Below are 13448 nucleotides of genomic sequence, written 5' to 3'. Positions count from 1 at the left end.
GGATAAACAAACCATGTCGCACAATACCTTCGGCCATCTGTTCCGCGTCACCACCTTCGGCGAAAGCCACGGGGTCGCGATCGGCTGCGTGGTCGACGGCTGCCCGCCGCGCATTCCGCTGAAAGCCGAAGACATCCAGACCGACCTCGACCGGCGCAAGCCGGGCCAGTCGCGCTTCGTCACGCAGCGCCGCGAGCCGGATCAGGTGAAGATTCTTTCCGGCACCTATGTCAACGAAGAAGGCATGGAGCTGACGACCGGCACGCCAATCGCCTTGATGATTGAGAACGTGGACGCACGCTCGAAGGACTATTCCGAGATCGCGAACAAGTATCGCCCCGGCCACGCCGATTACACCTATGACATGAAATACGGCATCCGCGATCCGCGCGGCTCGGGCCGCGCCTCCGCGCGCGAGACCGCGTCGCGGGTGGCTGCCGGCGCGGTCGCGCGCAAAGTCATTCCGGACGTGAAAATCCGCGCCGCGCTGGTGCAGATGGGCGAGATCGAAATCGACCGTGCGAACTGGGACTGGGAAGAAGTTTCGCGCAATCCGTTCTTCTGCCCCGATGCGCAGGCGGCAAAGAAGATGGAAGACTATCTGGACGGTATCCGCAAAAGCGGCTCGTCCATCGGCGCGGTGATCGAAGTGATCGCGGAGAACGTCCCTGCCGGCTTGGGCGCGCCGATCTACGCCAAGCTCGACGCCGAGCTTGCGAGCGCGATGATGAGCATCAACGCGGTGAAGGGTGTCGAGATCGGCGCGGGCTTTGCCTCAGCGAAATTCACCGGCGAGCAGAACGCCGATGAGATGCGCGCGGGCAATAACGGCCCGGTGTTCCTCTCCAACCACGCGGGCGGCGTGCTCGGCGGCATTTCCACCGGCGCACCTGTCGTCGCGCGTTTCGCGGTGAAGCCGACATCCTCGATCCTGACGCCGCGCGATACGGTCGACCGCTACGGTGCGGAAACCGAAGTTTCCACCAAAGGCCGCCACGACCCCTGCGTCGGCATCCGCGCGGTACCGATCGGCGAAGCCATGATGGCAATCGTGCTCGCAGATCAATTCCTGCGCCATCGCGGACAAGTCGGCATGACGTCCGACTGGCCATTCCCGAAGAAGAAATAAGCATGAACGCCGCCGAACAAAGCCGCGTCGAGAAGGCGATTGCCGCGTTCGCGCGCGGCGAGATCGTGGTCGTCACCGACGATGACGACCGTGAGAACGAGGGCGATCTGTTCGTCGCCGCCTCGCTCTGCACGGCAGAAAAAATGGCGTTCATCGTGCGCCACACCTCCGGCATCGTCTGCGCGCCGCTGACCCAGGCCGAAGCCAATCGGCTCAGCCTGAATCCGATGGTCGCGAACAACGACGCGCCGCACACCACTGCCTTCACCGTCTCGGTCGATGCGAAGCACGGCACCACCACCGGCATTTCCGCCGAGGAGCGCACGACCACCGTGCGCGCGCTCGCGAATGGCAACATGGGCGCTTCCGATTTCGTGCGGCCCGGCCACATCTTTCCGCTGATTGCGCGCGAGGGCGGCGTGCTGATGCGCACCGGACATACCGAAGCGTGCGTCGATCTCTGCAAGCTCGCGAACCTGCCGCCGGTCGGTGTCATTTCCGAACTCGTGAACGACGACGGTACGGTGATGCGCGGGGCGCAGGTCTCAAGCTTCGCCGATAAACACAAGCTGGTGCAGGTTTCGGTCGCGGACCTGATCGCTTACCGTCAGGTGCGCGAGAAGCTCGTCACCCGCGTTTCCGAATTCCCGGTGCAGAGTGAGATCGGCATGCTCACCGGCTATGCCTTCACCACGCCGTTCGACCAGACCCATCACATTGCCTTCGTTTACGGCAAGATCGGCGATGGCAAGGATATCGTTGCGCGCCTGCACCGCGCCGATGTGATCGGCGACGTGATCGGCGGCGGCGGCGTGATCCACAAGACGCTGGCCCGCTTCAAGGCGGAAGGACGCGGTGTGCTGATCTACCTGCGCGACGGCACCGCGGGCGTCCCGGTCGTCAAACCCGGCACGCAGGACGATTCCAGCGAGGCGCAGCGCGCGGAACAGTGGCGCGAAATCGGCGTCGGCGCGCAAATCCTTCGCGATCTCGGCATTTCTTCCATCCGCCTGCTCGCCTCGCGCACGCGGACCTATGTTGGCCTTGCAGGTTTCGGCATCGAGATCGTGTCCACCGAATCTCTGGACGGATAGCGCCAGTACCCTTTTGAATCCGAAGTTCGCAGTGAGCGCACCGGAAAGTGTGGCGAACTTCAGATTCAGGACACTGCCCTACTCCCCCGCCTGCCCGTTTCGTGCCACCTTTTGCATAGCTAATCCTTCCGGCGGAGGATTTCGCGATGCGTGGGTTCGGCCTTCTCGTTACGGCTTCCTTGATGGCATCGTTGGCGGCGCTGTTCGCGCTGCCCTCGCGCGCGGGTTCGCCTGTTCCCGTCGATGTCGAACTCGTGCTGGCCGTCGATATTTCCTACTCAATGGATTACGACGAACTGACGCTCCAGCGTGAAGGCTACATTCAGGCGCTGACCTCCAAGGATTTTGTCGACGCCTTGCGCAACGGCGCGCACGGAAAGATCGCCGTCATCTACATCGAGTGGGCCGGTTCGCACGAACAGACCATCGTCGTGCCGTGGACGCTGATCGAGAACGCGGCAACGGCGCAGGCCTTCGCCGACAAGCTCGCAGCCGCGCAAATCCGGCGCACGTACCGCACCTCGATTTCCAGCGCATTATTGTTTTCAGCGGCGCAGTTCGGCACCTCGGATTTCAAGGGCGTGCGGCGCGTGATCGACGTATCCGGCGACGGCACCAACAACCAGGGACCGCTGATCGAACCGACGCGCGACGAGATCGTCGCGAAGGGCATCGTCATCAACGGCCTGCCGCTGCAACTGAAGGCGCCGACCGGCTCGATGCTCGATATTCCGAACCTGCACGAATACTATGAGGACTGCGTGATCGGCGGCACGGGTTCGTTCGTCATCCCAGTGCGCGAGCGTTCGCAATTCGTGAACGCGGTCAGGCAGAAACTCATTCTCGAAGTGTCGGGCATCAAACCGAACGGCTTTACGATGCAAACCATCCCGGCGGTAAAACCGCCGCGCGTTTCCTGCACCATCGGCGAGTCGATGTGGATGCAGCGCTGGGGGAATTAACGCGCGAAGACCCCAACGACTTCGACATGCGGGGAATAACGAAATTGATCGACCGGCGTCACGCTCTCCAGCGCAAAGCCCGCATCGCGTAGGATCTTCGCATCGCGCGCGAAGGTGTCGGCGTCACACGATACATAGGCGAGCCGCCTCAGCTTCGACTTCGCAATCTCGCGGCATTGCGCTTCCGCGCCCTGCCGCGGCGGATCGAGCACCACGAAATCGAACTTCTTCAATTCATCCGCAACCAGCGGCCAGCGGAACAGATCGCGGACGGAAGCATTCACCGGCTTCAGGCCCGGCGCTTTCGCAGCTTCATTCAAGGCGGCGATTGCACGCAGATCGGAGTCGAACGCAGCTACCTTCGCCTTCTCCGCAAGCCTCAGCGCGAAAGTACCGATGCCGCAGAACAGGTCCATCGCCGTTTTCGCGCCGTTCGCGGCAGCTAGAACTTTCTCACCGAGCGCACGCTCCGCGTCGTGCGTGGCCTGCAGAAACGGACCCGGCGGCAGCTTGACGAAGGCGCGGCCGATTTTCAGGCCGGGCGCAGAAACCTGCGTGACCGGCACGCCATGCAACGAAATGCGCGGCAGCACCTTCTTCGCTGCGAAAGCGACCAGCTTCGCCTCGATCTTCTCCGGTAATTTTCCCGGCCCGCGAATGTCGATGTCGAGGCTGCCCGTATGCGTGAAGTGCAGATCGAGCGGTTTTCCTGTTGGCGCGAGGATCGCAGCAAGCTCGCGCGCGACGGGAAGCGATTTCTCCAGTTCCGGCGACAGCACCGGACACTCCTCGATCTCGACAATCCTGTGCGAGCGGCGTTCGGCGAATCCCACCGCTTCCGGTTTTTCCTTACGCCCCGCGTGGAACACTGCGCGCCAGCGGCCGCTTTTGTTCTGTGGCTCGATTGCGCCGATTGCCGTCTCTACGCCTGCGCGGTTCAGCGCGGCTACGACGATCTCGCGCTTCCACGCGAGATAAGGCGCGTCCGCCCAGTGCTGGAGCGCGCAGCCGCCGCACACGCCGAAATGTTTGCAAACCGGCGCGATCCGATCCAGCGAAGGCTCGATGATTTCGAGGAGCGTGCCGCGTTCGCTGTCGCGCCGAATGCGCACGCGCTCTCCCGGCAGCGTGTACGCGACATGGACGCGGCCATCCGCCGTCTCCGCCACGCCATCGCCTTGTCGGCCAATGGAATCGATCCGTACTTCCTCGTCGATCATGGCAGCAGGGATAGCGGCGAATTTACTCGGCAGGAAGCGGCTTGCCGTGGGCGACGTGCTCGGCCTTCGGCGCCTCGGGGATATAGCCCCGCGCCGTCAGCGCATGGAAACGCCAGACCAGCAGCGCGGCATAGACCAGCAGGCCGATGGTGAAACCGATCCAGACCCCGGTGACGCCGAGCTTCAGCGGGAACGCGAGCAAATAGAGCGCGCCAAAGCCGACGATCCAGAAACTGAGTCCCGCGAACAGAAGCGGCACGCGCGTGTCGTTCAGGCCGCGCAATGCGCCCGCCGCCGCCGTCTGTACGCCATCCGCAACGAAGAAGGTGGAGCCGAGAACCAGCAGCCACGAGGCAATCGCGACAATCTGCTCCACGTCCTTCATGTACGAGTCCATGAAGAACAGCGGTGCGACGTTGCGGCCCAGCATCACCACGACCGTCATCACGAACATGAACGCGAACGAAAGCCCGACCGCGACGAAGCCCGCACGGCGTGCGCCTTCCGGGTTTTTCCGGCCCGCTTCCTGCCCGACGCGGACGGTCGCGGCCATCGCGATACCGAACGGAATCATGAACAGCACGGCGGCGATCTGCAGCGCGATCTGGTGCGCCGCGAGCGCGCTCGCACCGAACAGGCCGACGATCAGTCCCGCGCCGCCGAACAAGCCGTATTCGAGCAGGAACGTGCCCGACATCGGCGCGCCGACAACGATCAGTTGTTTCATCAGGTGGCCGTCGGAGCGCCAGAACTTTCCAAGCACCTGATACTTCTTAAACGGGCGCTGGCGATAGCAAACCCATAACGCTGCCGCGCACATGCCGAGATTGACCACGGTGGTCGCAACGCCCGCGCCGAGAATGCCGAGTTCGGGCGCGCCGAACGTGCCGAAGATCAGCACGTAGGCAATTGCGAAATTTGCGGGGACGGCGGCAAGCGTAATCCAGAGCGCAGGCTCAGGCCGGTTCACCGCGCCCATGAAACCGCGAATGGCGATGAACCACCACGCCGGAATGAGGCTCCACGCGAGTCCACGGAGATATTCTGCGGCGAATGCTGCGACCTGCTTTTCCTGTCCGAGCGCGAGCAGCAATTCCTCGCCCCAAAGTTGGCCTGCGGTCATCGGGATGCCGAGCAGCGTCGCGGCCCACAGCCCGACGCGCAACGAGCGGCGCACCATGCGCGGTTCGCGCGCGCCAAAGGACTGCGCGGCGAGCGGCGCAACCGCGGAAACCAGACCCATGCCAAGCACGAACGCGGCAAACAGGATCACCTGCGCCAGCGCGGCACCCGCAATAGCATCGCCGCCGAGGCGGCCGACCAGCGCGAGATCGGTCGTCATCATCGCGACCTGGCCGAGCTGGGTCAGCGCGATCGGCAAGGCAAGCCGGATCGTCTCGGTCAGCTCGGCGCGCCAAGGGCTGAGGCCGCCCGGAGTTCCGGCGGCAGGTATGGGAGTCATGCCATGCATGGATGCGGGACTTGTAGCTCACCTTGCGGCAATAGAAAGGCTGATTTGCTTGCACCCGCTCTGCGAAGGACAGATGACGGCAAAGCCAGCAAGACGGGCTAAACGCGCAGCCTAGTGTTCCGCATAAAGCAGGAACTCGGCGTTGCCGTCCCCTCCCGTGATCGGTGACGGAATGGTGCCACGCAGCCGCCAACCCTGCCGTCCCACCAGTAACTCAACGCGCTGGCACACGGCATCGTGCACGGCCGGATCGCGCACGATGCCTTTCTTCACGTGCTCGCGGCCCGCCTCGAATTGCGGCTTGATGAGCGCGACCAGTTCGGCGTGAGGTGCGGCGAAGGCGAGCGCCTGTGGCAGCACCAATTCCAGCGAAATGAAGCTGACATCGATCACGATGAGCGCGGCTTCGTCGGGGATTGCCGCTTCTTCCAGCTTGCGGATGTCGGTCTGCTCGAAGGAGACGACGCGCGGGTCGTTGCGCAGCCGCGTGTGCAACTGATCCGTGCCGGTATCGACCGCATAAACTTTCGCCGCGCCGCGCGCGAGCAGGATCTCGGTAAATCCGCCCGTTGACGCGCCGACATCGAGACAAACTTTTCCACGCGGGTCGATTTTGAAATGATTCAAGGCTGCTTCGAGTTTCAGTGCGCCGCGCGAAACGTATGGATGTACCGCTTGGGCGGAAATCTCCGCATCCTGCGCGATCTGTTGCGATGGTTTGCCGATTTTCGCGCCATCGGCCGTCACCAGTCCGGCTTCGATGGCAGCCTGCGCGCGCTCGCGGCTTTCAAAGAAGCCGCGGGACACGAGAAGTTTATCGGCGCGTTCTGACTTGCTCATCTGCCTGCCGGTTTATGCGCCATGGTATGGCCCGCTTTGCACAGTTACGCTGGCGAAGTGTAACGCGCGATGCTACATGGCTTGGCATTGCAAGACCGTGAAGTTCTTTTCCGAGGATAACATGTTTGTTTCGGTGCGGCTTTTCTGGATGCCGCTGGCGTTTGCAATCGCTTTCGCCGTCCCCGCCAGCGCATGGGTTACAGGCACGCCGCCGCAATTCGATAAGGCTGTGCAAGCGCAGGCAAAACCGAAGGCCAAAGCGCCCGCCAAAACCAAGAAAGGCGCGAAGCCGAAAGAAGCGCGTATCGACGGTGACGACGACGGTTCGCCGCGCATCTGGCGCTATGTACGCAGCGCGGACGGTCCCCTGCTCTCGTTCGGCGCGCGCAGGGGCGATGACATCCTGATCGCTTTTTCCTGCCAGCCCGGCAGCGGCACCGTGCGCGTAGTGGCGCATAACGCCTCGCCCGGCACGAAGCGCGGCGATCCGGCGCGGCTGCGGCTGCACAGCGGCAAAGAGCGCGTGGAAATCGCAGGCACCGCCTTCGCCGACACCAAGCAGAAGCGTCTCGATGTGGGTGGAATCTTGCGCGGCACGGAAATGCTGGTCGACATGTTCAAAGCGGGCGAAACGATGATCATCGAATTGCCGGGCCGCAAGGTCGGCGTGTCGCTGAAAACGCTCGGACGCAAGGCCGAGCAGTTTGCGGCCGCCTGTAACGCGAAAAACTGAAATCAGGCGCTGCGGCCGCCGAGCATCGAAGTTTCGCGACCGAGCGCCGCAAGCACGGTTGTGACGATGCCACGCGCGTCGAGTCCAGCACGTTCGTACATCTTCGCGGGCGAGTCGTGATCCTGGAAAATATCCGGCAACACCATCGGCCGGATCTTCAAGCCGTTGTCGAGCGCACCTTCCTTCGCCAGCAGTTCGAGCACATGGCTGCCGAAGCCGCCAACCGAGCCTTCCTCGATGGTGATCAGCACTTCATGTTCGCGTGCGAGCCGCAGGACGAGATCGCGGTCGAGCGGCTTTGCGAAGCGCGCATCCGCGACCGTCGCGGGCAGGCCCATCGCCGCCAGTTCGTCCGCCGCGCGTAGCGCTTCCGTGAGCCGCGTGCCGAGCGAGAGCAGCGCGACCTTGTTGCCTTCGCGCAGGATACGGCCCTTGCCGATTTCGAGCGGCACGCCTTCCGCCGGCATCGCGACGCCTGTGCCCTCGCCGCGCGGATAACGGAACGCTGACGGGCGGTCGTCGATCGCGGCCGCGGTCGCGACCATGTGGACGAGTTCTGCTTCGTCGGCCGCAGCCATCACCACCATGTCCGGCAGACAGGCGAGATAGGCAACATCGAACGAACCGGCGTGGGTCGCGCCATCGGCGCCGACCAGTCCGGCGCGGTCGATGGCAAAACGCACGGGAAGTTTCTGTACCGCCACGTCATGCACGACCTGATCGTAGGCGCGTTGCAGGAACGTCGAATAGATCGCGGCAAACGGCTTGTAGCCTTCGGTGGCCAGACCCGCCGCGAAGGTTACGGCGTGCTGCTCGGCGATGCCGACGTCGAAGGTGCGGTTCGGAAATTCCTTACCGAACAGGTCGAGGCCGGTACCGGAAGGCATCGCCGCCGTGATCGCGACGATCTTGTCGTCCTTGCGCGCTTCCTTGATGAGCGATTCCGCGAATACCTTGGTGTAGGACGGCGCGCCCGCTTTCGCTTTCGTCTGCGCGCCGGTGCGCACGTCGAACTTCACGACGCCATGATACTTGTCGTCGGACGCTTCGGCGGGCGCGTAGCCCTTGCCCTTCTGCGTGACGACATGGACCAGCACCGGTCCCGGCTCGTTGTCGCGCACGTTCTTCAGGACGGGTAGCAGGTGGTCGAGGTTGTGGCCGTCGATGGGGCCGACATAGCTGAAGCCGAGTTCCTCGAACAGCGTGCCGCCGGTAATGTAACCGCGCCAGTGTTCGATGCCGCGCGTGATCAGATCGTCGATGCGTTTCGGCAGCTTCGCCGTCACCTTCTTACCGACGTCGCGCAGCGCGTTGTAGGTGCGGCCGGAAATCAGCCGCGAGAAATAGGCCGACATCGCGCCGACCGGCGGCGCAATCGACATGTCGTTGTCGTTGAGCACCACGATCAGGCGGCTGCCGGCAGCGCCCGCGTTGTTCATGGCTTCATAGGCCATGCCCGCCGACATCGAGCCGTCGCCGATCACGCAGATGACGTTACGGTTGTCGCCGTTGAGATCGCGCGCGACCGCCATGCCGAAGCCGGCGGAAATCGAGGTCGAGGCGTGTCCCGCGCCGAAGGTGTCGTAGACGCTTTCGCTGCGCTTGGTGAAACCGGAAAGCCCGCCGCCCATACGCAAGGTGCGGATGCGGTCGCGGCGGCCGGTGATGATCTTGTGCGGATAGGCCTGGTGGCCGACGTCCCAGATCAGCCGGTCGCGTGGCGTGTCGAACACATAATGCAGCGCGACCGTCAGTTCGACGACGCCAAGGCCCGCGCCCAGATGACCGCCGGTGACCGAAACCGCGTCGATGGTTTCGGTCCGCAGCTCGTCGGCAAGCTGACGCAGGTCGCCCTCTGCCAGCGTGCGGAGCGCTTGCGGCGTGGGCACCTTGTCGAGCAGAGGCGTCCGGGAGGGGGGCGAAACTTCATTCATTGCAGACGAAACTATCAGCGTTTTTAACGGCTTCTACAAGGCAGCGGTTGTCGCAAGGCGTTTCCTGCTTTGGCGGCAGCCTTTTACGCGGGGTCGAGCGGCCCGGTTCCCGAAGGCTTGCCCTTGGCGTCGAGGGTGATTTTGTCGACCCGCGCCTCGGCGTCACGCAGCAGCGTTTCGCAACGCTTTTTCAGCGCTTCGCCGCGCTCGTAGATTTTGATGGATTCCTCGAGGGCGACATTGCCGCCCTCAAGCTTCTGCACGATGGCTTCCAGTTCCGCGAGCGCCTTCTCGAAGGGAAGCGCCGCCACGTCGCCATTCGCGTCTTTCGGGTCTTTTGCCATTTTCGTTTTCCGTCAGCCGCGCATGAGAGTGCGGACATGGGCGCCCGCCGAACGGGCCAGGCCTTCGAGATCGTATCCGCCTTCAAGCACGGAGACGACCCTGCCCTTCGCATGCTTGTCGGCGAGTTCCATCAGCTTGCCGGTCACCCACGCGAAATCGTCTTCCACGAGATTGAGGTTCGCCAGCGGATCGTTGCGGTGCGCGTCGAAGCCTGCGGAAATCAGGATCAGGTCCGGCTGGAAATTATTGATGCGCGGCAGGATCACGGTGTTAAAGGCTTCGCGGAACTGCGTGCCGCCGTCGCCAGAAGAAAGCGGCGCGTTGACGATGGTATTCGCCGCGCCCGTCTCGTTCTTCGCGCCGGTGCCGGGATAGAGCGGCATCTGGTGCGTGGATGAATAAAGCACCGCGGGATCGTTCCAGAAAATATCCTGCGTGCCGTTGCCGTGATGCACATCGAAATCGACGATCGCGACACGCTCCGCGCCGTGCTTCTTGCGCGCATGACGGGCAGCGATGGCGACGTTGTTGAAGAAACAAAAGCCCATCGGCGTCGCAGCCTCGGCATGGTGGCCGGGCGGCCGCATCATGACGAAGGCGTTGCTCGCCTTGCCTGCGAAAACTTCGTCGACCGCGTATACCGCGCCGCCGACCGCGCGCATGATCGGCTGCCAGCTTTTCGCGGACATCACCGTATCGCCGTCGATCCGCACCGCGCCTTCCATGGGCACGATCTCGTGCAGCTTCTCGGCGTACTCGGCGGGATGCGCGAGCGTCACCACGTCGAGCGCGGCCTGCGGCGCCTCCTCGCGGGCGAGCATGGAATATTCTTCCTTGCCGAATTCCTCGTCGAGTGCGCGGATGCGGTCAGCCCGTTCAGGGTGTCCGAGCGGGGTGGCATGTTCGAGAGCGGATGGGTGCGAAAGAAGGAGAGTCGTCATCCCCTATCTTAACCCGCGCGCTGTAGTGCGTCCAAGCTCACTCCCGGCGGGGTCGGCATCGAATCGGGAACGAAGAAGTCGATTTGCAGCGATTGCGCCGGATTGACGCGGTACTGGTCGAAGTCGGTGATGCCCTCACCGGCGAGGAAGTTGTCGTCAACCAGGAAATTTCCCGAAAACTCGCGCGACGGCTTTCCGAAGATGCGCACGGCGGCATCGGCCAGAATTTCCGGCGTGCGCGAACGCTGCATCAGCGCATCGCCGCCGAGCAGGTTGTTCACGGCCGCGGTCGCAATCGTGGTGCGCGGCCACAGCGCATTCACCGCGATGCCTTTCGAGCGCAATTCGCCCGCGAGGCCGAGCACCACCATGCTCATGCCGAACTTCGCCATGGTGTAGCCAGTGTGGGGAGCGAACCACTTTTCCTTCATGTCGAGCGGCGGCGACATCATCAGGATATGCGGGTTCTTCGATTTTTCGAGGAATGGGATCGCGAACTTCGAAACGGCGAAAGTGCCGCGGGTGTTGATCTGATGCATCAGATCGAAGCGCTTCATGTCGAGCTGCGAGGTGGAAAGCAACTGGATCGCGCTCGCGTTGTTCACGACGATGTCGATGCCGCCGAATTTATCGGCGGTTTTTTTGAGCGCCTCGTTGACGTTCACCTCGTCGCGCACGTCCACGACCAGCGGGAGCGCCTTGCCGCCCGCCTTTTCGATTTCCTCGGCTGCCGAGTGAATGGTGCCGGGCAGTTTTGGATGCGGCGTATCGGTCTTCGCAGCGATTGCGATGTTAGCGCCGTCTTTCGCCGCCTTCAGCGCAATCGCAAGGCCGATACCGCGCGACGCGCCAGTGATGAAAAGGGTTTTGCCGCTCAAAGACATTTATCGCTCCCTGTTTTCTTTTTTCTCATGGCGAGGAGCGATGCCAAGCATCGCGTCTCGAATAATGAGGCCTCATCTTCCGAGACACGTCCGCCCCGTTCACGCACCGCAGGACGACGTTACGCCACCATCATCGTTTCGGTATACGAAACCGAGGCCGCGCCCTCGGTAACGGTGAGTTCGAGGCCTTCCGCCTGCGTGCAGAGATTTTCCGCGAAGAAACGCGCAATGGCGACACGGCTTGCAGGCTTGCTCTCAAGGCGTTCCGCCAGCGCGGCCTGCGCCAGATACGATCCACCCGCCGCGAGGCCAAACAGCTTCTGATACGGCGTCGCACCGGCCAACGCTTCCGCCGGATCGCGCGCCAATGCATCGGCAATGTATTTCGTCGCGCGCTCCAGCGCATCAAGTGTTGCGTTCAGGCGCAGCGCGGTCTTGCCGAAGGCGGGATCGTTCGATTCCGCAACTTTTTTCGCAGTCGCGCGATATTCCGCAAGCACGCGGTTCAGCGTTTCGGTCATGCCGATCTTGCGGGTCACAAGGTCGATGGCCTGAATGCCGTTGGTGCCTTCATAGATCGCGGTGATGCGTGCATCGCGCATGTGCTGCGCCGCGCCGGTTTCCTCGATGAAGCCCATGCCGCCGTGTACCTGCACACCGATCGAAGCCGCTTCGATACCGGCATCGGTCGAAAACGATTTTGCAAGAGGCGTCAGCAGGCTCGCTTCTTCGCTTGCGGCTTTCTTCGCCGCCGGATCGCTGGTGTTGTTCGCGACATCGAGCGCAGACGCGGTGCGCAGGCAGATCGCGCGCGAGGCGTTGGTCAGCGCGCGCATGGTCATCAGCATCCGCTTCACGTCCGGATGTTCCGCGATGGGGCTGAGGTCTTTCGCGCCGGGTGCCTTACCCTGCTTGCGGTCGTGCGCGTACTGCACGGCCTGTTGCGTTGCGCGTTCCGCAATCGCGACGCCCTGCACGCCGACGCCGAGGCGCGCATTGTTCATCATCGTGAACATGCAGTGCAGGCCCTTGTTTTCCTCGCCGACGAGATAGCCGGTCGCGCCGCCCTGGTCGCCATAGACCATCACGCAGGTCGGCGAAGCGTGGATGCCGAGCTTGTGCTCGACCGACTGGCAGCGCACATCGTTGCGCGCGCCGAGCGAGCCGTCCTTGTTGACCATGAACTTCGGCACCAGAAACAGCGAGATGCCTTTCGTCCCTGCGGGCGCATCGGGCAAACGCGCAAGCACGAGATGGATGATGTTATCCGTCATGTCGTGCTCGCCGTAGGTAATGAAGATTTTCGTGCCGGAAATCTTGTAGGTGCCGTCCGGCTGCTTCACTGCCTTGGCGCGCAGGTTCGCGAGATCGGAGCCGGATTGCGGCTCGGTGAGTTGCATGGTGCCGGGCCATTCGCCGCTCACCATCTTCGCGAGATATGTATTCTTCAGTTCTTCGGAGCCGTGCGCTTCGAGGGCATCGACGCCCGCGAAAGTGAGCAGTGGGCAAAGCCCGAACGACATCGCGGCCGAACTCCAGAACTCGAAAGCCGAAGCCGCAACCATGACCGGCAGACCCTGCCCGCCGAATTCGACCGGACCGGACAGGCCGTTCCAGCCGCCCGCGATCCAGTCCTGATAGGCTTCCTTCCAGCCCGGCGGCGTCACGACCTTGCCATCGATCAGCTTCGAGCCGATCTGGTCGGCCTGCCGGTTCAGCGGCGCGAGGCGTTCGGCTGCGAATTTTCCGGCCTCCTCAAGCACCGATTGCACCAGATCGGAGGAAAGTTCGGCCTGCGCGCCCTGCCCCGCAATTTTGTTGAAGGCGGTGCAATGTTCGAGGAAGAACATCGTCTCGGAAACGGGCGCGCGATAGGACATTTCTCACTCCGCTGC

12 protein-coding genes are annotated in these 13448 nt (G+C 63.1%); 4 read left to right on the top strand and 8 right to left on the bottom strand.

The annotated features are described in order from the left end of the window. The first annotated feature begins 13 nt into the window (after positions 1 to 13). From aroC to KF794_02575, 3 genes are all read left to right on the top strand, one after another. Positions 14 to 1129 carry a chorismate synthase gene (gene aroC, locus KF794_02585; protein ID QYK45606.1) on the top strand — a complete coding sequence of 372 codons (1116 nt, stop codon included), beginning with the start codon at positions 14 to 16 and terminating at the stop codon, positions 1127 to 1129. 2 nt (positions 1130 to 1131) lie between these two features. Further along, positions 1132 to 2223, top strand: a complete 1092-nt coding sequence (gene ribB / locus KF794_02580) for a 3,4-dihydroxy-2-butanone-4-phosphate synthase (GenBank protein QYK45605.1) — start codon at positions 1132 to 1134, stop codon at positions 2221 to 2223. A 146-nt stretch (positions 2224 to 2369) separates the two neighbouring features. After that, positions 2370 to 3185: a DUF1194 domain-containing protein gene (locus tag KF794_02575; GenBank protein ID QYK45604.1), complete on the top strand. Its 816-nt coding sequence runs from the start codon at positions 2370 to 2372 to the stop codon at positions 3183 to 3185. On the opposite strand, the gene KF794_02570 is transcribed toward KF794_02575, so the two are convergent. The 3 genes from KF794_02570 to KF794_02560 form a co-directional block, all read right to left on the bottom strand. Next, positions 3182 to 4405, bottom strand: coding sequence for a class I SAM-dependent RNA methyltransferase (locus tag KF794_02570; GenBank protein ID QYK45603.1), 1224 nt, complete (start codon positions 4403 to 4405; stop codon positions 3182 to 3184). The genes KF794_02575 and KF794_02570 overlap by 4 nt on opposite strands. 22 nt (positions 4406 to 4427) lie before the next feature. Further along, entirely contained in the window at positions 4428 to 5876 is a 1449-nt protein-coding gene (locus tag KF794_02565; GenBank protein QYK45602.1) for an MATE family efflux transporter, read from the bottom strand. Positions 5877 to 5987: 111 nt separating this feature from the next. Then, positions 5988 to 6716, bottom strand: coding sequence for a TlyA family RNA methyltransferase (locus tag KF794_02560; GenBank protein ID QYK45601.1), 729 nt, complete (start codon positions 6714 to 6716; stop codon positions 5988 to 5990). 121 nt (positions 6717 to 6837) lie between these two features. On the opposite strand from KF794_02560, the gene KF794_02555 reads away from it, so the two are divergent. Continuing rightward, positions 6838 to 7449: a hypothetical protein gene (locus KF794_02555; GenBank protein ID QYK45600.1), complete on the top strand. Its 612-nt coding sequence runs from the start codon at positions 6838 to 6840 to the stop codon at positions 7447 to 7449. Between the two features lie 2 nt (positions 7450 to 7451). On the opposite strand, the gene dxs is transcribed toward KF794_02555, so the two are convergent. From dxs to KF794_02530, 5 genes are all read right to left on the bottom strand, one after another. Then, the gene (gene dxs, locus KF794_02550) at positions 7452 to 9383 is read right to left on the bottom strand and encodes a 1-deoxy-D-xylulose-5-phosphate synthase (GenBank protein ID QYK45599.1); all 1932 of its coding nucleotides are present in this window, start codon (positions 9381 to 9383) and stop codon (positions 7452 to 7454) included. A gap of 83 nt (positions 9384 to 9466) precedes the next feature. Continuing rightward, positions 9467 to 9727, bottom strand: a complete 261-nt coding sequence (locus KF794_02545) for an exodeoxyribonuclease VII small subunit (GenBank protein QYK45598.1) — start codon at positions 9725 to 9727, stop codon at positions 9467 to 9469. A gap of 12 nt (positions 9728 to 9739) precedes the next feature. Next, complete coding sequence (locus tag KF794_02540) at positions 9740 to 10669, bottom strand: histone deacetylase family protein (protein ID QYK45597.1); 930 nt, start codon at positions 10667 to 10669, stop codon at positions 9740 to 9742. Positions 10670 to 10677: 8 nt separating this feature from the next. Next, a complete protein-coding gene (locus KF794_02535) occupies positions 10678 to 11553 on the bottom strand; it encodes an NAD(P)-dependent oxidoreductase (protein ID QYK45596.1) in 876 nt (291 codons plus the stop codon). A gap of 119 nt (positions 11554 to 11672) precedes the next feature. Further along, positions 11673 to 13433, bottom strand: coding sequence for an acyl-CoA dehydrogenase (locus KF794_02530; GenBank protein QYK45595.1), 1761 nt, complete (start codon positions 13431 to 13433; stop codon positions 11673 to 11675). Between the last annotated feature and the right edge of the window lie 15 nt (positions 13434 to 13448).

This window comes from Xanthobacteraceae bacterium (assembly GCA_019454205.1).
Lineage (GTDB): Bacteria > Pseudomonadota > Alphaproteobacteria > Rhizobiales > Xanthobacteraceae.
This window is presented reverse-complemented; position numbering and strand designations above follow the sequence as displayed.

What these genes read in the sequence shown, in the direction of transcription:
- aroC (QYK45606.1), top strand. Translation starts at nt 14, where the DNA reads ATGTCGCACAATACCTTCGGCCATCTGTTCCGCGTCACCACCTTCGGC.
- ribB (QYK45605.1), top strand. Translation starts at nt 1,132, where the DNA reads ATGAACGCCGCCGAACAAAGCCGCGTCGAGAAGGCGATTGCCGCGTTC.
- KF794_02575 (QYK45604.1), top strand. Translation starts at nt 2,370, where the DNA reads ATGCGTGGGTTCGGCCTTCTCGTTACGGCTTCCTTGATGGCATCGTTG.
- KF794_02570 (QYK45603.1), bottom strand. Translation starts at nt 4,405, where the DNA reads ATGATCGACGAGGAAGTACGGATCGATTCCATTGGCCGACAAGGCGAT.
- KF794_02565 (QYK45602.1), bottom strand. Translation starts at nt 5,876, where the DNA reads ATGCATGGCATGACTCCCATACCTGCCGCCGGAACTCCGGGCGGCCTC.
- KF794_02560 (QYK45601.1), bottom strand. Translation starts at nt 6,716, where the DNA reads ATGAGCAAGTCAGAACGCGCCGATAAACTTCTCGTGTCCCGCGGCTTC.
- KF794_02555 (QYK45600.1), top strand. Translation starts at nt 6,838, where the DNA reads ATGTTTGTTTCGGTGCGGCTTTTCTGGATGCCGCTGGCGTTTGCAATC.
- dxs (QYK45599.1), bottom strand. Translation starts at nt 9,383, where the DNA reads ATGAATGAAGTTTCGCCCCCCTCCCGGACGCCTCTGCTCGACAAGGTG.
- KF794_02545 (QYK45598.1), bottom strand. Translation starts at nt 9,727, where the DNA reads ATGGCAAAAGACCCGAAAGACGCGAATGGCGACGTGGCGGCGCTTCCC.
- KF794_02540 (QYK45597.1), bottom strand. Translation starts at nt 10,669, where the DNA reads ATGACGACTCTCCTTCTTTCGCACCCATCCGCTCTCGAACATGCCACC.
- KF794_02535 (QYK45596.1), bottom strand. Translation starts at nt 11,553, where the DNA reads ATGTCTTTGAGCGGCAAAACCCTTTTCATCACTGGCGCGTCGCGCGGT.
- KF794_02530 (QYK45595.1), bottom strand. Translation starts at nt 13,433, where the DNA reads ATGTCCTATCGCGCGCCCGTTTCCGAGACGATGTTCTTCCTCGAACAT.